Genomic DNA, 18749 nt, shown 5'->3' on the forward strand with positions numbered 1-18749 from the left:
AAATTGTTGTAACTGAATTTTCTGATAATATATCAAGGATTTGAATAAATGAAAAGCTCCATATTTCTTGAAAAACTGTCGTTGGAAACGCATACAAGCATTATTTACTGCTGATATCTCCTTCTATCTTTAAATTTCAGAAAATTATAAAAATAGCTTATATGCTGTATAACCAAAAGTATCTCCCGGATTGATGCCGTTGATTAAAGGTTTGATGGACGAATTCGAAGTATCCAGTATGTATTTTAAAAGAATGGATGCATTCGGATCATTTGCAAGCTCTTCCGGGTTGCGATACTGCACATCAAAAAGTTCACTTTCCTGAACTTTTAATGATTGTTCAGGCTCAGCTTCAAGCAAAAACAAGATCATATTATCACTGACTTCTCCTTTTATAACACCTGTACGCAATCCAAGCAGGCCTTTCACTGTACATTTTATTCCGGTTTCCTCTTCCACTTCCCGGACTGCAGCTTCATCAGCCGTTTCTCCTGGTTCTACAAATCCTGCGGGCAGCGACCATTTGCCTTTAAGGCCCCCGTATTTCTTTTTAACGACAAGCCAATTTCCTTCAGGAGAAATAACCAGTCCGGAAACAGCTAGCCACACTTTTCCCCTTTTATGTTCGACTCCCATTTCGAACACCCCCTTTTCTTAATTTTACCATGAAAAAAAGGGACAGACTTTAGAGTCCATCCCCAAATATAAATTGAAGCTGATTTGATTAAAGAACGTTGAATTTACCTTTTTTCAATACAAGAGATGGTCCACCAACCATGTAAAGAGCACGGTTATCGATCATCTTCTTCATGAATGAAGCCTTCGTTCCAACCATTTTCTTTCCGAATGCCACACCGATGGCATCATGTTCGCCCAGAGAACATACAGTTCCTTTAATATCCGGTGTAAACGTTTCAAGATCAGTTTTATTACGGATTAAAGCTGTGATGTTTCTTGCACATACTTCACCCTGCTGCATCGCAATTTGTGCAGTAGGAGGGTATGGACGGTTAATTTCTTCATTGATGATTAGTGAGCAGTCTCCGATGATAAACATATTATCATGGCCAGGAGCGCGCAAATCTGGCTGAACTTTTACACGGCCGCGCATTGCTTCAATGCCGGATTTTTCAATAATAGAATTTCCGCGTACACCTGCAGCCCATACAACTGTTGCAGCTTTGATTTCTTCTACTTCATCTTCACCCTTGCCAACGATGATCCCTTCAGGAGTAGCTTCTTTAATAGCTGTTCCAATCATGAATTGCACGCCTTTTTTCTCCAAGTGAGATACAGCGTAGTTAACAAGTTCCGGATCAAAGCCTGGAAGAACCATTGGAGCTGCTTCCACACAAATGATTTTCACTTTATGGTAGTCAACATCGTATTCTTTGCAAAGCTCAGGAACACGGTTTGCCAACTCTCCAAGGAATTCAATACCAGTGAACCCTGCACCACCGACAACAATTGTGAGGCGCTCATCTTTTTTCTCGGCTTCTGTATTATAAGTAGCAAATTGATATTCGATGTGCTCGCGGATTTGACGTGCAGCATTGACATTGACAATCGAAAAAGCATGTTCCTTAAGCCCTTTGATACCGAATGTCTCCGGCTCGGCTCCAAGTGAAACAACCAGATAATCATAGTCAACTTCGCCGTTTTCCAAAATGACTTTCTTTTCTTCTGCTTTAATTTCAAGAGCAGTGCCCTGAACGAATTCAACTTTGTTGCGGTCAATAACATCTTTTATATCATAGCGTACACGATCATGATGTAGTGTTCCGGCTGATGCCTCGTGCAGCCATGTTGTTTCATAATGGTAGTCATTCTTATTCACTAAAACGATTTCTGCTTCGTTTGTTCCTACAGATTTCTGCAAACGGGTTGCTACCATCAAACCGCCGTAGCCTCCACCGAGGATTACAATCTTTGGCTTTCTCAAGTGTATCACTTCCACCTTTTTTAAGTATTTTCTAATGTTTTCTTATCTTCCGCTGCTTTATATTTTTTATAGCAAAAAACATAAAAAAACATTGTGATTTTTTTCACTAATCAGTTCAAAAAAACTCAATAAAATTGTCATAAAATATTAACATTATTCCTCCATTAATCTTATTCTACTTCATATAGTTTTTCAACCCTAAAAAAATAGACGAAAAACTTAAAAATTTTAAGAAAATTTGAAAGAATATACGTGTTTTTATTGCAGGTTTCCCACTTGGAATCTTCCAATTATTCATAATATTTACCTCTATTGATGAGGTTTCAAACGATTTATGTTAAAATAAAGAGTGGAATTTCAATACACACGTGGGGGGATATTGCATGAATGAAGATCAAAAAGTGTATGACATAACCATTATTGGCGGGGGGCCAACTGGTTTATTCACTGCTTTCTACGGAGGCATGAGACAAGCTTCAGTAAAAATTATTGAAAGCTTGCCGCAGCTTGGGGGACAATTATCTGCTCTTTATCCTGAAAAATACATATACGATGTTGCCGGCTTTCCAAAAGTCCGCGCCCAGGAATTAATTGATAACCTTAAGGAACAAATGGCTAAATTTGAGCCCACTGTATCACTTGAACAATCCGTTGAAAAGTTAGAGAAGCAAGCTGATGGAACATTCAAGCTAACAACCAATAAAGAAGTACATTACTCAAAAACCATCATAATCACTGCAGGCAATGGCGCTTTCCAGCCTCGCCGCCTTGAACTTGAGAGTGCCGTTCAATATGAAAGCAAAAATCTTCATTACTTTATTGATGATTTAAATCATTTCGCCGGGAAAAAGGTAGTTGTTTTCGGTGGAGGGGATTCTGCAGTGGACTGGGCATTAATGCTTGAGCCTATCGCTGAGAAAGTAACGATTGTTCATCGCCGCGATAAATTCCGCGCGCATGAGCACAGTGTAGAAAATCTGCATAACTCTAAAGTTGAAATTAAAACACCTTATGTTCCGGCAGAGCTTATTGGTGACAGTGAAGCAATCAGCCAAGTCGTACTTGAAGGAGTGGCTTCAAAGGAAAAAGAGGTATTTGATGTTGATGCTGTGATTGTTAACTACGGATTCGTTTCCTCCCTTGGCCCAATTAAGGAATGGGGTCTTGATATCGAAAAGAACTCCATCGTTGTTAACTCCAGAATGGAAACAAATATCGAAGGCATTTATGCGGCCGGCGATATCTGCACATACGACGGAAAGGTCAAGCTTATTGCCTGCGGTTTCGGTGAAGCGCCAACTGCCGTCAATCATGCAAAATCCTACATTGATCCAAAAGCGAAAGTACAACCAATGCACAGTTCTTCCATGTTTGGCAAATAAGATAAGAAAAGGACGGCCCGTTCAGGACCGTCCTTTTTTGTTGCGTTATGTTACGTTAGCACTCTTCAGGTGTACCTGTATTTGCAGCGGTACGGAAAGAGGATCCGCAGCCGCAGTTTGCAATAGCATTGGGGTTGTCGATTGTGAATCCGCCGCCCATCATAGATTGTTTATAATCAATTTTTGTACCATTTAAGATAGGTGCATCTTCCTTGCTGACAAGAACCTGAATTCCATAGTGCTCTGACTGGATATCACCTTCCTCAGCTTCATGGGCAAACCCCATTCCATAAGAAAGCCCGCTGCATCCGCCACCCTTAACAGCTACACGCAAGAATGCATCTTCTTCCTCATTTTGTTTCATCATTTCCTTTATATGCAAAGCTGCTGCTTCTGTAATATCCACAACTTTTTCCATGTTATTCCCTCCTGTCATAAAACCATACTTCTATACTCATAGTATATACAGTAAAAGGTATGTGCTCAACTTAAGAGGCTTTTACTTTTTCCGATTTTTTCTGTTACAGCCAAAATGATAGTCCTTTTTACTCAGAAGTCACAAAAAATAATGATACAATAGACTTATAAATTATCTTCAGAGGTGTCATTCTATGCAGCAATTAAACCCTACTTATGATAAAAAATGCGAATGTAGAGTTTGCAAACAGCGTTTCACCACTAAAAAACTCCGCTCCAGATTTGTAAAAGCAGCTGATTATGACAGTGATTTCTGCCCAAACTATTCTGATGAACGAATAAACCCTCTTCTATATCATATTCATACCTGCCCGCATTGCGGCTACTCAGAATCAGACGATTTTTCTCCTTATTTCCCGCCGGGAGCCATTGATTTGATCTATTCTAAAGTAGTGAATGCCTGGATTCCCCAGGATTATAGCCAGGATCGATCCATCATTGTTGCTGTCAACACCTATAAGCTTGCTCTATATTGCGGAACTTTAAAAAGGGAGAAGCATATTACTTTGGCTGGTTTACATGTCAGACTCGCCTGGCTTTTCCGGAGGATAAAGAATGCTGATCAGGAACAGCGCTTTTTGAAGCTTGCTCTAAAGGAATATCTGGAGTCTTATATATCTGATGACTTTAAGGGATCAACCATTTCTGAAACGAGAATCTTTTATCTGATCGGGGAGTTATCGCGAAGGACGCAACAGTCTGAACAGGCTGTTAAATATTTTTCAAAAGTTATTGAACTGCAAAGCCGCTCCACTGAGCCAAAATTAATTGAAATGGCAAGAGAACGCTGGTATGAAATGAGACAGAAACAAAAACAAAAAACTGCGGCTAATTAAGGAATAAGAAAAGGAGCGAAATTTAATCGCTCCTTTTCTATATTAAAACATCGGATTTTCATCCAGATATTGATATATATTTTCAACCAGTTCATCTGGTGTTTCTCCTGTTACCACTTCTCCGTTCACCAGCGCAAAATGTGTGCTTGCACATTTGCCGCAATACCCGAGACAGCCATATTCGATGACATCCAGATCATAATCCTTTTCCAGCTGTTCAAGCGCTTTTTGAGAGCCGCTGGCCAAATTGCTGATGCAAAATTCGATGATTGGCTTAATCACATCTTTCACCTCTCTACCCTGTTAATGCTACCTTTTTTACACGAATTCTGCAAGATAGTGATTTCTTTCTCTTCTTTAATGAGGACGCATAATTACCACTTCATGTCGTTTATTGTCAAGTTTCCTGCTGATTTGTGTTGTGATTTTGTCACAATTTCGTTATACTTTTTATGGGTTTGAGGTTAATAATATCATTTATAGATTTTTTCAAGATAACTATTAACGTTTATATTTAGATTCGGTAACAGCAATCAGTACGGACATAAAGGGGAAATATACTATGAAAAATCTTGTGATACTTGGCGGAGGCTACGGCGGTATGAGGGCACTTGCCCGACTATTGCCTAACCAGCTTCCCGATGATGTCTCTATTACATTAATAGATCGTGTGCCTTATCATTGTTTAAAGACTGAATATTACGCTCTAGCTGCCGGTACCATTTCAGACCAGCATGTGCGTGTATCCTTCCCTGAACATGAAAGATTGACCATTAAATACGGTGAAGTGACAAAAATCAGCATCGAGGAAAACAAAGTATATCTTCAGGACGAAGAGCCTGTTTCGTATGATGATATAATAATTGGACTGGGATGTGAAGATAAATACCATAATGTACCTGGAGCTGACATTCACACATATAGCATCCAGACAATTGAAAAATCCCGCAGAACGTATCAAGCTTTAAATAATTTATCACCAGGCTCTGTTGTTGGAATTGTCGGTGCCGGATTAAGCGGAGTGGAACTGGCTTCAGAGTTAAATGAAAGCCGTCCGGATCTTAAAGTCAAATTATTTGATAGAGGGAAGCATATTCTGTCAGCCTTCTCTGAAAGATTGAGCACGTACGTAGAAACTTGGTTCTTAGAGCATAATGTTGAAATCATTAACCAATCGAATATTACTAAAGTAGAAGAAAAAACCCTTTATAATCATGACGAAGCCATCCACTGTGATGCCATCGTATGGACCGCCGGCATCCAGCCGACCAAAGTGGTTCGGGATATGAATGTGGAAAAGGACCCGCAAGGACGAGTAGTCTTAACCAAGCATCACAATATCCCCGGAAATGAGCATGTCTATGTGGTAGGGGATTGTGCAAGCCTGCCGCATGCACCAAGTGCCCAGCTTGCTGAAGGGCAGGCAGAGCAAATCGTTCAAATCCTATTGAAACGCTGGAAAGGCGAGGAGCTTCCTGAAACATTGCCAGTTATCAAACTTAAAGGAGTCCTTGGATCACTGGGCAAAAAGCATGGATTTGGTCTGGTCGCAGAACGTCCGATCACAGGCCGCGTTGCCCGCCTGCTAAAATCCGGAATACTATGGATGTATAAATACCATAATGGATAATAAAAAAATGAGCATCCTGATGGAGCATCCTGATGGATGCTCATTTTTTTATTAAACTGCCTGGTATCCGTACTTTTCCATTTCAGCATAGATCGTTTTTAATTTTGGATTGCCTTCACCGACAATTTCATCCTCAATCAGGACAACCGGATAAAACATATCTTCCTCTATTACTCTTAGTGCGAATTCTTTTTTGTCCTCTTCTTCAGGTGGATTATGAATATCAACATACACGATATTAAAAGGCTGATTGGCAAATTTCCGGGATAGTGCTGCCTCCAGCCATTCATAAGTTTCTTTGGATGATGGCAGGTTCACACAGCTTGGACAAAGCTGCTCTGCGCCATAAACAGTGATTTCGATCTCTTTTTTCACTCTTCTCTCCCCCTATGAAAAACTTGTTCTTCCCTTCATTTTACAACATTAACATTGAGCAGCCTATGAGAAATATTCTCCTAATGAGTGGAAATTACGTTCTTGGAATAGATTTTTAAGACTGATTTGATTATAATAAATGTATGGAAAGGAGTCGATTTCACATGGCAGAACAAACAACTATGACTGAACAAGTTCAGGAAGTATTAGATAAATTGCGCCCATTCCTTCTTCGCGATGGCGGGGACTGTGAATTGGTGGATATTGAAGATGGCATCGTTAAATTGCGCCTTCTTGGTGCATGCGGCAGCTGCCCAAGTTCAACGATTACGTTGAAAGCCGGTATTGAGCGTGCTCTTTTGGAAGAAGTACCTGGTGTCGTCGAAGTAGAACAAGTATTTTAATTTTTCCTTTGCAAAAAGCGATGTCTGCATGACATCGCTTTTTTATATTGTTTGGCCTATCTCCAGCTCAGCTAAGCTTTTTTTTAAAACCGTACAGCCTTCCTGATCAATTTTCAGGGACCGGATTTCCATGTCCGGGAGCAGCCGCTGAAGCCCTTCTGCCACTGCGGGAGCAAATCCTGCCTCAGCTAGGCAGAGAACTGCCGGCCCGGCACCGCTTAACGCAACTCCAAATGCTCCGAGCCCTGGTGCAGCTTTTTCTATGACTTCCAAGTGCGGAACCATTTTCTTTCGGTAAGGATGATGAAATAAGTCTCCGCTCATCATCTTTCCTGCGAGGGGGAAGTTCCCGCTGAGCAAGGCTGCTACCATGACATTGCCGACTGCCCCGGCCTGGACAGCTTCCCTAAAGGACCATTCTGAAGGCAAAACGCCTCTGGATTCCTTTGTAAGGAGCTCTTCTTTCGGGACCACTGCTATAACATCAAACTCTATACTTTTTATACTCTGGACAGATACCTCTTCCTCTGACAGGCAGCCAATAACGAGGCCACCGAGAAGGGAGGCTCCTGCGTTATCAGGATGGCCCTCCATTCGGGAAGACAGTTCAAGCTTCTCGTACTGTGTCAGCTGGAGTCCGCAAAGTACATCAGCCAATTCGATTCCCGCTACAATGGCTGCAGCGCTTGACCCCAGTCCCCGTGTGAGAGGAATTTCGCTCGAAATGCGGGCTTTGCATCCCGGAAGCTCTCTTCCATATTTCTTAGCGGTTTCAATTGCAACTTGAAAAATAAAATTGGACTCATCCGAAGGGTAGATACTCAGCGCCTCTGATAAAGGAATCATTTCAAATTTGTCTGCCTTCTCTGCTTCAAGCGTTAAATATAAATTTAAGGCAAGGCCAATCGAGTCGAAGCCAGGCCCGAGATTTGCCGTGCTGCCGGGTACTTTGATGACAACCATTTCACCTTCGCTCATATGTTAACGGCTCCCTTGATATGATTCGCAACTTCTTTTTCATCATTAGGCAGCAAAACCGGCTTAACAGGGCTGCAATCAATGGCTGTATTAGGATCCTTTAGCCCGTTCCCAGTCAGGATGGCCACCACTTTTGTTTTATGAGGAATCTCTCCATTGCGCAGCTGTTTATATACCCCAGCAAGTGAAGCACATGAAGCCGGCTCAGCAAAAATCCCTTCAGATGAAGCAAGCTTACGGTACATGCATAGAATCTCTTCATCGCTGACTTCGTCAATTTTTCCATTTGATTCTGATAATGCTGCATTGGCTAAATGCCAGCTCGCAGGATTTCCGATTCGGATAGCTGTTGCAATCGTCTCAGGACTTTCAAATACACGGTTATGGACAATGGCTGCTGCACCTTCTGCCTGTACTCCGTGCATTCGTGGAAGACCTGTCCCTCTTTCTTCGTTGTATTCTTTAAACCCCTTCCAATAGGCAGAAATATTGCCGGCATTCCCCACTGGCAAAGCGAGGATATCCGGGGCGCTTCCAAGCTGGTCACAGATTTCAAAAGCCCCTGTTTTCTGTCCCTCAAGCCGATATGGATTAACCGAGTTTACGAGAGTAAAAGGTTCTGTTTCGCTTATTTTTCGTACCATTGCAAGTGCCTGGTCGAAATTCCCTTCAATTGATACGACTTCCGCTCCATACATAACAGCCTGCGCAAGCTTTCCCATGGCAATCTTCCCTTCAGGGATGACTACCACACACCTCAAGCCTGCCCTTGCGGCATATGCAGCGGCAGCTGCAGAGGTATTTCCGGTGGAGGCACAGATGATGGCATCGCTTCCTTCTTCTTTCGCCTTTGCAACAGCCATAACCATGCCTCTATCCTTAAATGAACCTGTAGGATTTGCGCCTTCCGTTTTAACATAAAGGTCAATGCCCCAGTCCCTTGAGAGCTTATCCAGCCTGATCAGGGGAGTATTACCCTCATTTAAAGTAAGCATTGGTGTATTTTCATTAACTGGTAAATAGTCTTTATAAGTTTTTATGAGGCCTTCCCATCTCATACTCTGGCGCTCCCTTCCACACGATACGAACTTTTGATTGATTGAACTGCCGGCAAATCTCTTAAACTTACTAAAATATCCTCATAATCCTGAAGAGATGCCTGGTGGGTAACCAGAACAATCTCAGCAAGTCCTTTTTCTTTTAGGGGAAGCTGCAGAATCTTCTCGAAGCTGACATGATGCTCTGAAAAAATGGATGTGATGTTGGCAAATGTCCCTACTTCATCTTTTACATGCATTCTTAAGAAATACTTCGAATAAATTTCATCTGCATCTTTTAATTTCTTATCATATTGAGGGACTGCCGCGCTTTTTCCATTAACGCCAAGACGCATATTTTTCATGACCCCAACAAGATCCGATACCACAGCCGTTGCTGTAGGCAGACTACCTGCCCCAGGTCCGTAGAACATCGTTTCCCCTACCGCTTCCCCGTAAACATAAACTGCATTGTATTCATCCTGAACCGATGCAAGAGGATGAGACTCGGACAGCAAAGTCGGCTGGACACTTACTTCCACCTTTTCCCCCTCCCGATGGGCAATCCCAATCAGTTTCATGATGTACCCAAGCTGTTTGCCGTACTGAAGGTCCTCTTCTGTAATTTCTGTAATGCCTTTAACCTTTACATCATCAAGATCAATATTCATGGAAAAGCCCAGTGTAGACAGAATCGCCATTTTCCTTGCTGCATCCAGCCCCTCTACATCTGCAGTCGGGTCGCTTTCTGCATATCCCAGGTCCTGGGCTTCTTTCAGAACATCCTCATAAGCACTCCCATTCTTGCTCATTTTTGTCAAAATAAAGTTCGTTGTCCCATTCACAATTCCCATCATTTTTGTAATTCTGTCTGAAGCCAAACCATCTACCAGTCCTCTTAAAATGGGAATGCCGCCGGCAACACTTGCCTCATAAAAGAGATCGCACCCGTTTTGAGCGGATGCAGCGAGCAATTCAGGCCCGTATACTGCCATCAGGTCCTTATTTGCCGTCACTACATGCTTTCCATTCTCCAACGCTTTCTTTAAATGGCTTTTAGTTTCCTCTATGCCACCCATTACTTCAATTACTACATCTATATCAGCATCATTTAAAATGTCTTCAGGATTAAGAGTCAGCAAATCCCTGTCCACTTTAACTGCTCGTTCTTTATTTACATCTTTAACAAGAACTTTCTTTACAACAACCGGACAGCCGACTTGGTGCATAAGCTTATCCTGATGCTTCTCAATGATTTGCACGACACCTGATCCAACTGTTCCTAATCCTAATAAACCGATTGAGATTGATTCCACGCTAGCTCCCCCTTAAAGTGTTCACTACGAAAGTACATTTGTATTTGTATAGTAGACATTATAGAGGGCAATCAGGATTTTTACAATAGGCAATTTTCCAAAAACAAAACTGAAAGCGCTTAACATGCTGCTTTATTGCACTTAAATCTTTTTTAAAATTTTTTCTATCAATAAAGGCACCCATCATGGATGCCTTCATCACTTCTATTTGACCGGTGTTTTCGGTTGCTTTTCTGAAAGCACAAGATCAATATTTTCCACACACAGCCGCATCATGTTATAGCGTGTTTCTATGCTTGCACTTCCGATATGCGGCATAGCCACAACATTTTTCAGCTCCAGCAGAGGGTGGTCTTCGCCAATAGGCTCCTCTGCAAAAACATCTAATCCTGCCGCTGCAATTTCTCCTGCCTTTAATGCTTGATATAAATCATGTTCATTTACAACCTGCCCTCTTGATGCATTTACAAAAATGGCTTTGTTTTTCATCTTCTGGAATGCATTTCGGTTAAATAAATTTCTGGTTTCCTCTGTCAACGGCGTCAGGCAGACAACGAAATCAGACCGTTCAAGCAGCTCATCAAAACTGACATATTGAGCTCCCAGTTCCTGTTCAGCATCCGGCTTCCTTGAGCGATTGTGATATAAAATTTCCATATCAAATCCTGCAGCGCGCTTTGCCACTGTTTTTCCGATATTCCCCATTCCTACAATTCCGATTGTTTTATGATGCACATCTTGGCCTGCCAAAAGGAACGGACTCCAGCTCTTCCAATCGCCTTTCTTCACAAACTCCGCAGCCTCCACCATTCTGCGGGCAGCAGCAAGCACAAGGGCAAATGTCAGGTCGGCGGTAGAATCATTTAATACATCTGGTGTATTGGTAACTGTAATTCCGAGCCTCTTTGCTGCTTTAACGTCCACATTATCATAGCCCACAGCCATATTAGCAACAATTTTCAGGTTCTCTCCCGCTTTCAGAACTTCCTCATTTACAGTCTCTGACAGCATGGTTAGAATGGCATCTGCCTTTCCCGCTTCCTGCAGAAATACATCATAAGGAACCGGCACATCTTCCCGATCCCACATTTCAACAATGTATTTTTCTTTTAAATTTGCGATAACGTCGTCAGGCAGCTTCCTGCTGATAAAAACATATGGTTTCATTGAAATATCCCCTTTTCACATTCTCGGCTTACTTTTCCTTTCGCCAAGAAGCAGGGAATTCCCTGCCTTTTTTCAGCTCTTAATCCAATTCACCAGAGGAATCCTTAGTTTTTTGATCGGAACTTCAGCAAATTCAAAAAACCCGCCCAAAAAGCGCTCATGGTCATCAGACTGCCATAGATACTTCTGCAATTTTTCCTGAAGCACCAGCTTCTGCTGTTCAGAATCGGCGCCATAATAATTTTCTACTGTTTCAAAATAATGGAGGGGAAACAATAGACGGGCATAGTATAAGCGCCAGGAAAAAGAGGATAATCTTCCTACACTTTGATATTCAGATAAAAATTGGCGGAGTTCCGGCTGATACGTTTTGATATTACGGAAGTATTTTTCCCGTGTCCATTCCGCCAAATCTCTGGACGAGTGGTCAAATACCCAATCAAATGGATTTTTCATATAATAACTGTCTCCCCAGGTAGCAGATGTCAATCTAATATGACAAACGGTTCCACTGTCTGCCATTCCGGGTTCATCATCAAGTTCTGTATCCACCAGATACTGTATTGAGTTTTCAGCCAGCCCCATATAGTAGGGAAATGATTCTAAAAACATTCTCTCAAAATCATTATCAGGTTTTTGGGAAAGCATATCATTCCACACCTTTTCCATTTGGTCAAGCCGCTGTTCCCAAAGCTGTTTCCATTGCCCGATTCTGCTCGTTTTTTTCACAGGAAAAGAAATGCTCCTTCCTCTGTAATGGAACTTTGCAAGCTTTCGGCCAAACTGACTCGGCTTCCTGCTCATGGTATGCCGATTAACTAAAATGCAAAAACGGCTATCATTCCAGTCAATGGACTGCTTGCCTTCCTTCGTTTTCAAAAAAGTACTAATGTTTCTATCTCCGTTATTGGACAGGTGTTCTGCCATTCGGTCCAGTTCATCAAGCTCTTCTTCGTCTGTATGCCCCGCAGGAACAAGCAAATAAAGATGTCCCTGCTTTCGGCATGCATCATATTTCCCAATTCTGATTGTATCTTCTGCTTCTATGCCAAATTGTTCTTTCAAAAGCTTTCTAAACATTAAACCACCTCAGTTTATTAAGATCCTTAAGGAATATATATGATAGAAGACTTTAAAACTTGTTGTTTTCTTGGATAAGACTGTGTACCATGGAAATGATATAGAAAATGAATTTTTTCCGTTTGAGCGGCCGTGGGCATATTTGATAAAAAAAGGGTATATACATAGTGAAAAGAATCTAAAAGTGAACAGCACAGGTCTTTAAAAGGCTTGATGAACGCACCGCAATCACTTATAAACCAGAAAAGGTGAAGCCAATGAATGAAGAAAAAAAAGCAGTTAATCTTACAGAGCAGACAGCACGTAAATGGCTACATGAACGTGGGGTAGAAATACAGGATATAGCTGATTTAGTGTTCTTCCTCCAGGAGAAATATCACCCCGATTTGCAGATGAAGGATTGCATTCATAATGTGGAGCGTGTCTTATCAAAAAGAGAAGTGCAAAATGCCATTTTGACGGGAATTCAGCTGGATATGCTGGCCGAGGAAAAGAAACTCCTGGAACCACTGCAATCGATTATCGCTACAGATGAAGGATTATATGGTGCAGATGAGGTATTGGCCTTATCCATTGTAAACGTATATGGTTCCATCGGATTTACCAATTTCGGGTATATCGATAAATTGAAGCCGGGCATTCTGAAGGATCTGAACGATAAGAGTTCAGGCAGATGCCATACCTTCCTTGATGATATTGTAGGAGCTATTGCGGCAGCCGCTTCGAGCAGACTTGCACATCGTGCTGAAAATGTGGAATAGAAAAAGGATGGAGTTTTTCCATCCTTATTTCTATTTGAAGTCCCAATCTACCAGTGATTCCAATACATAGTCCGGCTGTCTCTCGTAGCCCTTCAATAATTCTTTTGTCGTTACCCCCGTATGGACAAGCAAGGTATCCATACCGGCATTCATTCCTGCTAAGATATCCGTATCATAGTTATCTCCAACCATCAGCGTTTCTTCCTTAGCAGTTCCCAGCACCTTCAAAGCCTGCTCCATAATAATTGATTCCGGCTTTCCAATAAATACAGGCTGTGTTTGTGTCGATACAGTGATGACAGATGTTAGTGACCCATTTCCAGGCAGCAGGCCTCTTTCTGTCGGAATGGCAATATCCCCATTTGTAGAAATGAATGTTGCCCCATTCCGGACAGCCAGACAGGCGATGGACAGCTTTTCATAGTTAATCGAACGGTCAATTCCCACCACAACGAAGTCGGCATACTCCTCTGCAAAGCTTAGTCCTTTTTCAGAAAGCGCTTCACGTATTCCTTCTTCTCCGATCACATAAACAGAAGCATCATTTTTCTGTTCATATATGTAGCTTGCAGTGGCCATGCTCGTTGTAAATACCTGTCTCTCTTCAGCAGGAATGCCAAACTTCACAAGCTTATCCGTCACCTGGCCAGGTGTTCTTGATGAATTATTTGTCACAAATAAATACGGCAGATCCAGTTCCTGAAGCTTTTTGACAAAGTCAGCTGCCTCACTGATCAGCTCTGTCCCGCGATACATAGTCCCATCTAAATCGATTAAATATCCTTGATATTTTTTCAAAATTATTCCTCCCTTAATGATCTGAGCTTTGATTTGTATCCCAATAATTATTACTTTTCGACTTGGCTTTCGCCATACAAGATATCTTAAAGGAACAGGGTTAATTGTGCAATTTTTCACGATTGCAGGGGTAATTCCCGCAAAAAAAACTCCCTAAACAGGAGCCTCGCTTAATCTTGCTTTATTATATAATGACAGCATCCGTCACCCGCAGCTATACAGGATTTGACATCAACCTTACCAGCAGAAAGGAAATCCTTAATAAATTCCTTTTCAGATCGGCAGATTTGTTTAAATTCTTCCGCTGTTTCAATATATGGGCAATTGAATTCTTTGAGATGGACCTGACCTTCCTCTATCCGAACTTCCGGCATAAAGCCTTCAAGCAGAAGGTGTTCCTCCAGAATATGAAGTTTTTCAGAGAAAGACTTTCCCGCTGTCTGAAACTCATACTGCTGTATGAGACGGCTTTTTCTCCTGGAAAACAACTCAGTAATTAAATGGCCCTGCCCCATGCTCTTTAATTCATTTAATAATTCAACACTTAGCTGCTTGTATTTTTTTGGAAACAAATCTTCTCCTTTTGCTGTTAGCTGATAAAGCTTTGAAGGGCGCCCTTTTGTCTGCCTCTGAATTGCAGATGTAATAAATCCATCTTTTTCAAGGGACTGAACATGCTTTCTGACAGCCATTTCGGAAATTTCCAGCTCCTGGGCCATTTCCAGTATGGATCGTTTTCCCGCTGTTTTGATTATCCTCAGAATCATATCTCTTGTGGAGTTTTCTCCGATATGCATGATATTCACGCCCTTCTCTTTATTCAAGACTAATCTGCCCTGGAGAAAAAGATCGGATTTCTCCGACCTTTATTGAGGTTTAAATGCAGAAACCGGTCCGAGTTCATTGATCAAATATTCTCTGACCCGGCATGGAAACTCTTTAATCATGGGGATATGGCTGCTAATCGCTGCTTTTAGCCCCTCATGATTAACATCTGTGTAGTTTTGGACGAGCATTTTACGATATGTAATGAATTGTTTAAAGCTCTCGCTCATTTCCTTGCTGATTACTTTTTCATCATCAAGAATATCCACGATATCATCGTAGCTGCCTGGATCCCTCATGATAAAACCGTCAATCATCGTATTTCCGGTATCAAGAATTGCTTCGATCATAATTTGGGCAATCCGTTCCAATCCTGCCTTTTCAATAGGGGATGTCCACTCTTTCACTTCTTCAAAAAGGGAGATTTGCTGTTCCAGATAACGGAGTGTGTCTTCTATCTTTTCCCTGTCTACGAAATACATAACGCTTCGTTCCTCCTATGAAGATTTCAGGCTCCTGGTTAAAGCATTCGCCCTGCACCCGTTTCATCAACAGCCACCCGAAATCCTAAAGTTCTCTATACCTCTATATTGTATATAAAGTTTTCAATACCTTCAATGGGGATCACATTGTAGTTATTTCAGCTCCGGGGGGATAAACCTTAAAAGGACATGCTATAATCGGTATATAAAGTGAAACTTCAATCAGTGGGGGTTTTCCTCATCCCCCACTGATTGTTAGTTGAACCAATCGGGCCTTTACGGGCAGTTTGACCCCCACTTATCCTCCTTTGATTCCTCTGAGTCTTGAAGGGGGGCTTATTGCCCGTTAGACTGCGATAAAACGACTAAGGAGTGTTATTTTTGGCAGAACGCTTTTTCTTATACGATGATCTTGAAGATACAAAAACCAGATTTGTCAGCTTTATGGGAGAAAACCAGCGATTCGATTTAGCTATCGTTCGTTCAGATCGCTATTACGGCAAACAATTGGTCCTTGATATTCAGGGAAGCCGCTTTGCCATCATAGGAGAAGATGACTTAAAGGAAGAAGGCTATCTTGAGCATGTATTTCAGCTTACCGAGGAAGATGCTGAAGACCTTAAATCATTTCTGATGGAAATCGTTTAATATACGATAATAAACAAATACTAAAGGGGAACCTATTTTGATGGGTTCTCCTTTTTCTTCTTTAAAGACCCTGCTTCATAAAACTTCTTAAGGAGTGAAGGCATGGACGATAAAGAAAGACGCACATACACCGACTTCTCAAATGTGGAAACCCAAAGGAATTTCCTGATTCCCGAGGACTTGCCTGAAGGGGCATATGGTGCTCCCAGAAATGCAGATGAACCAGTAGAGAATAAAAGCACCCCATGGCGGGAGGGCCAGCGCTACTACAGTGCCTTTAACTATGAGTTCAAGTCCCTTCACCAAAACTTGCCGCGGCAAATGCCAGGTGCGCACCCTCCACATGACGATCCTGATAAAAATGAAGAGCCGCCATACACAGAGACTTAAGTAAAGCCATGCACAAAAAGGGCTGGGTTTCCCCCTGCCCTTTTTAGCTTTTAACTTTTTTCACAACAAAATAGGCACAGCCGAAATTACAGAATTCGTAAAGGTATTCGGTAAGTGTGCTGATTTTTGTATCAAATGAAGCCTTCTGGCTCTGATCATCGAAAAAACCGCGGAGACGAAGCTGTCCATATCCCCAGTCCCCGACAATATAGTCATATCTGGATAAAATTTCACTATATCTGGCCCGGAATGCCTCCTCATTGAAACCATCCCGTTCTTCCTGGATCAATTCATAACTGATATTGTTAATGCTAACCAATTTTTTCACCTCATTATAAGAGCATAAGTAACAGTAGTATATGGGAAATAACATAATATGAACACAAATCAATAACTTGTCCTATTTAAATTATAACTGATTCCCCATCAATTACTAAGAGAAAAAAATATAACCGTGGCAATTCTATAAATGAGGAGGTGTTTAAAGTGAAAAAATCACTAATCATTCTCGGCATTAGCAGCATGGCTGCACTGACTGCCTGCCAAAATAATGCTGCAAAAGAGGATATTTATGAAGAAACCGGTCATACCATAAATGTAAATGACCAGCGTGCTGAATTATACAATAGGAATATGGGCAACGGCCGGAATGGCCGAAACAATGTCGGTGAAGATTTTGGATATGTGCGTCATCAAAAAAGCCCAATTATGGGAGACAACGTTTCAGCGGACCACTATGCTGCCATTGACCGTGAACAGGTTGCAGATATTATCGGCAAATACTGCACAGAAATTCCGAATGTTGATGATATCTCGACACTTGTAACAGATGAAGAAGTCCTGATCGTATATAACACTGACACTAAAGATCGCAATCAGACAGCTGATCAGGTTAAAAAGATGGCCATGTCTGTTGTACCAAGATGGTATCATGTCTATGTCAGTGATGATACATCCTTAAGAAAAAATGTTGAAAACTATGCCACGGTTGATTCCGATGGCCGAAATGCTGAAAATGGCATTAACCAATTAATAAAACAAATGCTTAAATCTCCTCAAGGAGAAAAAATGAGTGAAAGTGAAAATGAAAACGGTGAAATGCAAGGTGAAAGAAATGATGATATGGATAAAGATGACCTTGGAGAAACCGTTAAAAAAGCAAAGAGTTAACCTTTTTTCTTCCTGTTTTGCAAAAAGAGAGTCCAGCGATGGCGCTGGACTCTTATTACTTTAAGCTTGCTGAATTTCCTTTTCTCCCATAATTTGCTTCTGTTTAGCTGCCGCATTTACCTGCTCATCAGCATGATAGGAAGAGCGCACAAGAGGACCTGCTTCACAATGGCTGAACCCTTTGCTCATTGCAATGTCTCTCAGTTCCTGGAATTCTTCAGGTGAATAATACTTCACCACTTTAATATGTTTCTTGGATGGCTGCAGGTACTGCCCTATTGTCATAATGTCAACATCATGAGCACGCAGATCATCCATTACAGCAATGATTTCCTCCTTCGTTTCTCCAAGACCGATCATCAGGCTGGATTTTGTAGGGATATCCGGCTGCATTTCTTTTGCACGCTTTAAAAATTCAAGTGAGCGCTTATATTTTGCACGTGCCCTTACTCTTGGAGTCAGGCGCTCAACAGTTTCGATATTGTGATTAAGTATATCAGGACGGGCATCCATAAGAGTTTTCAAGTTTTCATAAACACCGCCCATGTCGGAAGGTAATACTTCGATAGTAGTGAACGGGCTTTTTCTTCTGATGGCACGGACTGTTTCCGCGAAAACAGCTGCACCTCCGTCCTTAAGATCATCTCTTGCTACAGCTGTTACAACAGCATGCTTTAGATTCATAAGAGCCACGGAATCAGCCACGCGTTCCGGCTCCTGTAGATCCAACTCAGTCGGCAGCCCGGTTTTGACAGCACAGAAACGGCAGGCACGCGTACACACATCGCCAAGAATCATAAACGTAGCCGTTCTTCTTACTGCCCAGCATTCATGAATATTGGGACATTTAGCTTCTTCACATACAGTGTGCAGGTTCTTTTCCCTCATCATTTTTTTTAGGCCAGTATAATTTTCATTTGTGTTCAACTTTATTTTCAGCCATTCCGGCTTGCGCAAATACTCTTCTTTCTTGCTCATTTTCCCACTCCTTAAACTGAAGCTAGACGTAAAGAAAAGCGCAAGCGCCCTTGTCCGCCCCTCCCCGAAACAT

General features: G+C 41.8%; 22 protein-coding genes and 1 pseudogene. 8 read left to right on the forward strand and 15 right to left on the reverse strand.

Annotated elements, in window-relative coordinates; translation table 11 throughout:
- Positions 1 to 144 precede the first annotated feature (144 nt).
- Both M3205_RS07090 and M3205_RS07095 read right to left on the reverse strand, forming a co-directional pair.
- On the reverse strand, positions 145 to 636 hold the full coding sequence (locus M3205_RS07090; RefSeq protein ID WP_251169271.1) for an NUDIX domain-containing protein: 492 nt from the start codon (positions 634 to 636) through the stop codon (positions 145 to 147).
- Positions 637 to 724: 88 nt separating this feature from the next.
- Positions 725 to 1942, reverse strand: a complete 1218-nt coding sequence (locus tag M3205_RS07095) for an NAD(P)/FAD-dependent oxidoreductase (RefSeq protein WP_197249301.1) — start codon at positions 1940 to 1942, stop codon at positions 725 to 727.
- 383 nt (positions 1943 to 2325) lie between these two features.
- Here M3205_RS07095 and M3205_RS07100 point away from each other — a divergent pair, with 383 nt between their 5' ends.
- Complete coding sequence (locus tag M3205_RS07100; protein WP_251169272.1) at positions 2326 to 3324, forward strand: NAD(P)/FAD-dependent oxidoreductase; 999 nt, start codon at positions 2326 to 2328, stop codon at positions 3322 to 3324.
- A 55-nt stretch (positions 3325 to 3379) separates the two neighbouring features.
- Here the strand turns inward: M3205_RS07100 and M3205_RS07105 are convergent, their stop codons facing one another.
- Positions 3380 to 3742 carry a HesB/IscA family protein gene (locus tag M3205_RS07105; RefSeq protein ID WP_095243604.1) on the reverse strand — a complete coding sequence of 121 codons (363 nt, stop codon included), beginning with the start codon at positions 3740 to 3742 and terminating at the stop codon, positions 3380 to 3382.
- A 193-nt stretch (positions 3743 to 3935) separates the two neighbouring features.
- Between M3205_RS07105 and M3205_RS07110 the strand changes: the two genes are divergently transcribed.
- Positions 3936 to 4637: a DUF2225 domain-containing protein gene (locus M3205_RS07110; RefSeq protein ID WP_251169273.1), complete on the forward strand. Its 702-nt coding sequence runs from the start codon at positions 3936 to 3938 to the stop codon at positions 4635 to 4637.
- 42 nt (positions 4638 to 4679) lie between these two features.
- On the opposite strand, the gene M3205_RS07115 is transcribed toward M3205_RS07110, so the two are convergent.
- Positions 4680 to 4919, reverse strand: coding sequence for a YuzB family protein (locus M3205_RS07115; protein WP_251169274.1), 240 nt, complete (start codon positions 4917 to 4919; stop codon positions 4680 to 4682).
- Between the two features lie 280 nt (positions 4920 to 5199).
- Between M3205_RS07115 and M3205_RS07120 the strand changes: the two genes are divergently transcribed.
- A complete protein-coding gene (locus M3205_RS07120; RefSeq protein ID WP_251169275.1) occupies positions 5200 to 6267 on the forward strand; it encodes an NAD(P)/FAD-dependent oxidoreductase in 1068 nt (355 codons plus the stop codon).
- A gap of 51 nt (positions 6268 to 6318) precedes the next feature.
- Here the strand turns inward: M3205_RS07120 and M3205_RS07125 are convergent, their stop codons facing one another.
- Positions 6319 to 6642, reverse strand: coding sequence for a YuzD family protein (locus M3205_RS07125; protein WP_251169276.1), 324 nt, complete (start codon positions 6640 to 6642; stop codon positions 6319 to 6321).
- A gap of 182 nt (positions 6643 to 6824) precedes the next feature.
- On the opposite strand from M3205_RS07125, the pseudogene M3205_RS07130 reads away from it, so the two are divergent.
- Positions 6825 to 7046, forward strand: a pseudogene (locus tag M3205_RS07130) (NifU family protein); the annotation flags it as partial.
- 42 nt (positions 7047 to 7088) lie between these two features.
- Here M3205_RS07130 and thrB read toward each other — a convergent pair.
- From thrB to yutH, 5 genes are all read right to left on the reverse strand, one after another.
- On the reverse strand, positions 7089 to 8024 hold the full coding sequence (gene thrB, locus M3205_RS07135; RefSeq protein WP_251169277.1) for a homoserine kinase: 936 nt from the start codon (positions 8022 to 8024) through the stop codon (positions 7089 to 7091).
- Positions 8021 to 9082, reverse strand: a complete 1062-nt coding sequence (gene thrC / locus M3205_RS07140) for a threonine synthase (RefSeq protein WP_251169278.1) — start codon at positions 9080 to 9082, stop codon at positions 8021 to 8023. Before thrC ends, thrB begins: the two co-directional genes overlap by 4 nt.
- Positions 9079 to 10377: a homoserine dehydrogenase gene (locus M3205_RS07145; RefSeq protein WP_251169279.1), complete on the reverse strand. Its 1299-nt coding sequence runs from the start codon at positions 10375 to 10377 to the stop codon at positions 9079 to 9081. Before M3205_RS07145 ends, thrC begins: the two co-directional genes overlap by 4 nt.
- 204 nt (positions 10378 to 10581) lie before the next feature.
- The gene (locus M3205_RS07150; RefSeq protein WP_251169280.1) at positions 10582 to 11544 is read right to left on the reverse strand and encodes a 2-hydroxyacid dehydrogenase; all 963 of its coding nucleotides are present in this window, start codon (positions 11542 to 11544) and stop codon (positions 10582 to 10584) included.
- 72 nt (positions 11545 to 11616) lie between these two features.
- The gene (gene yutH, locus M3205_RS07155; RefSeq protein ID WP_251169281.1) at positions 11617 to 12624 is read right to left on the reverse strand and encodes a spore coat putative kinase YutH; all 1008 of its coding nucleotides are present in this window, start codon (positions 12622 to 12624) and stop codon (positions 11617 to 11619) included.
- 257 nt (positions 12625 to 12881) lie between these two features.
- Here yutH and M3205_RS07160 point away from each other — a divergent pair, with 257 nt between their 5' ends.
- Positions 12882 to 13385, forward strand: a complete 504-nt coding sequence (locus M3205_RS07160; protein ID WP_251169282.1) for a phosphatidylglycerophosphatase A family protein — start codon at positions 12882 to 12884, stop codon at positions 13383 to 13385.
- Positions 13386 to 13415: 30 nt separating this feature from the next.
- On the opposite strand, the gene M3205_RS07165 is transcribed toward M3205_RS07160, so the two are convergent.
- The 3 genes from M3205_RS07165 to M3205_RS07175 all read right to left on the reverse strand — a co-directional run bounded on the left by M3205_RS07165 (position 13416) and on the right by M3205_RS07175 (position 15490).
- On the reverse strand, positions 13416 to 14183 hold the full coding sequence (locus M3205_RS07165; protein WP_251169283.1) for a TIGR01457 family HAD-type hydrolase: 768 nt from the start codon (positions 14181 to 14183) through the stop codon (positions 13416 to 13418).
- Between the two features lie 170 nt (positions 14184 to 14353).
- Positions 14354 to 15007: a helix-turn-helix transcriptional regulator gene (locus M3205_RS07170; protein WP_251169284.1), complete on the reverse strand. Its 654-nt coding sequence runs from the start codon at positions 15005 to 15007 to the stop codon at positions 14354 to 14356.
- Positions 15008 to 15049: 42 nt separating this feature from the next.
- Entirely contained in the window at positions 15050 to 15490 is a 441-nt protein-coding gene (locus M3205_RS07175; protein ID WP_251169285.1) for a DUF86 domain-containing protein, read from the reverse strand.
- Between the two features lie 381 nt (positions 15491 to 15871).
- Here M3205_RS07175 and M3205_RS07180 point away from each other — a divergent pair, with 381 nt between their 5' ends.
- Positions 15872 to 16138, forward strand: a complete 267-nt coding sequence (locus tag M3205_RS07180) for a DUF3055 domain-containing protein (RefSeq protein ID WP_251169286.1) — start codon at positions 15872 to 15874, stop codon at positions 16136 to 16138.
- Positions 16139 to 16240: 102 nt separating this feature from the next.
- Positions 16241 to 16528 carry a hypothetical protein gene (locus M3205_RS07185; RefSeq protein WP_035331961.1) on the forward strand — a complete coding sequence of 96 codons (288 nt, stop codon included), beginning with the start codon at positions 16241 to 16243 and terminating at the stop codon, positions 16526 to 16528.
- Positions 16529 to 16571: 43 nt separating this feature from the next.
- Here the strand turns inward: M3205_RS07185 and M3205_RS07190 are convergent, their stop codons facing one another.
- Entirely contained in the window at positions 16572 to 16847 is a 276-nt protein-coding gene (locus M3205_RS07190; RefSeq protein ID WP_048011987.1) for a YutD family protein, read from the reverse strand.
- A gap of 167 nt (positions 16848 to 17014) precedes the next feature.
- Between M3205_RS07190 and M3205_RS07195 the strand changes: the two genes are divergently transcribed.
- Complete coding sequence (locus M3205_RS07195; RefSeq protein ID WP_251169287.1) at positions 17015 to 17698, forward strand: YhcN/YlaJ family sporulation lipoprotein; 684 nt, start codon at positions 17015 to 17017, stop codon at positions 17696 to 17698.
- A gap of 60 nt (positions 17699 to 17758) precedes the next feature.
- Here the strand turns inward: M3205_RS07195 and lipA are convergent, their stop codons facing one another.
- The gene (gene lipA, locus M3205_RS07200) at positions 17759 to 18676 is read right to left on the reverse strand and encodes a lipoyl synthase (RefSeq protein ID WP_251169288.1); all 918 of its coding nucleotides are present in this window, start codon (positions 18674 to 18676) and stop codon (positions 17759 to 17761) included.
- Positions 18677 to 18749: the final 73 nt, after the last annotated feature.

The organism is Cytobacillus firmus (assembly GCF_023715565.1).
Lineage (GTDB): Bacteria > Bacillota > Bacilli > Bacillales > Cytobacillaceae > Cytobacillus > Cytobacillus firmus_C.

Bases quoted from the DNA above. Each gene is read 5' to 3' on its own strand.
- M3205_RS07150 (WP_251169280.1), bottom strand. From the start codon at position 11,544: ATGAAACCATATGTTTTTATCAGCAGGAAGCTGCCTGACGACGTTATC.
- M3205_RS07090 (WP_251169271.1), bottom strand. From the start codon at position 636: ATGGGAGTCGAACATAAAAGGGGAAAAGTGTGGCTAGCTGTTTCCGGA.
- lipA (WP_251169288.1), bottom strand. From the start codon at position 18,676: ATGAGCAAGAAAGAAGAGTATTTGCGCAAGCCGGAATGGCTGAAAATA.
- M3205_RS07100 (WP_251169272.1), top strand. From the start codon at position 2,326: ATGAATGAAGATCAAAAAGTGTATGACATAACCATTATTGGCGGGGGG.
- M3205_RS07160 (WP_251169282.1), top strand. From the start codon at position 12,882: ATGAATGAAGAAAAAAAAGCAGTTAATCTTACAGAGCAGACAGCACGT.
- yutH (WP_251169281.1), bottom strand. From the start codon at position 12,624: ATGTTTAGAAAGCTTTTGAAAGAACAATTTGGCATAGAAGCAGAAGAT.
- thrC (WP_251169278.1), bottom strand. From the start codon at position 9,082: ATGAGATGGGAAGGCCTCATAAAAACTTATAAAGACTATTTACCAGTT.
- M3205_RS07120 (WP_251169275.1), top strand. From the start codon at position 5,200: ATGAAAAATCTTGTGATACTTGGCGGAGGCTACGGCGGTATGAGGGCA.
- M3205_RS07185 (WP_035331961.1), top strand. From the start codon at position 16,241: ATGGACGATAAAGAAAGACGCACATACACCGACTTCTCAAATGTGGAA.
- M3205_RS07110 (WP_251169273.1), top strand. From the start codon at position 3,936: ATGCAGCAATTAAACCCTACTTATGATAAAAAATGCGAATGTAGAGTT.
- M3205_RS07105 (WP_095243604.1), bottom strand. From the start codon at position 3,742: ATGGAAAAAGTTGTGGATATTACAGAAGCAGCAGCTTTGCATATAAAG.
- M3205_RS07175 (WP_251169285.1), bottom strand. From the start codon at position 15,490: ATGTATTTCGTAGACAGGGAAAAGATAGAAGACACACTCCGTTATCTG.
- thrB (WP_251169277.1), bottom strand. From the start codon at position 8,024: ATGAGCGAAGGTGAAATGGTTGTCATCAAAGTACCCGGCAGCACGGCA.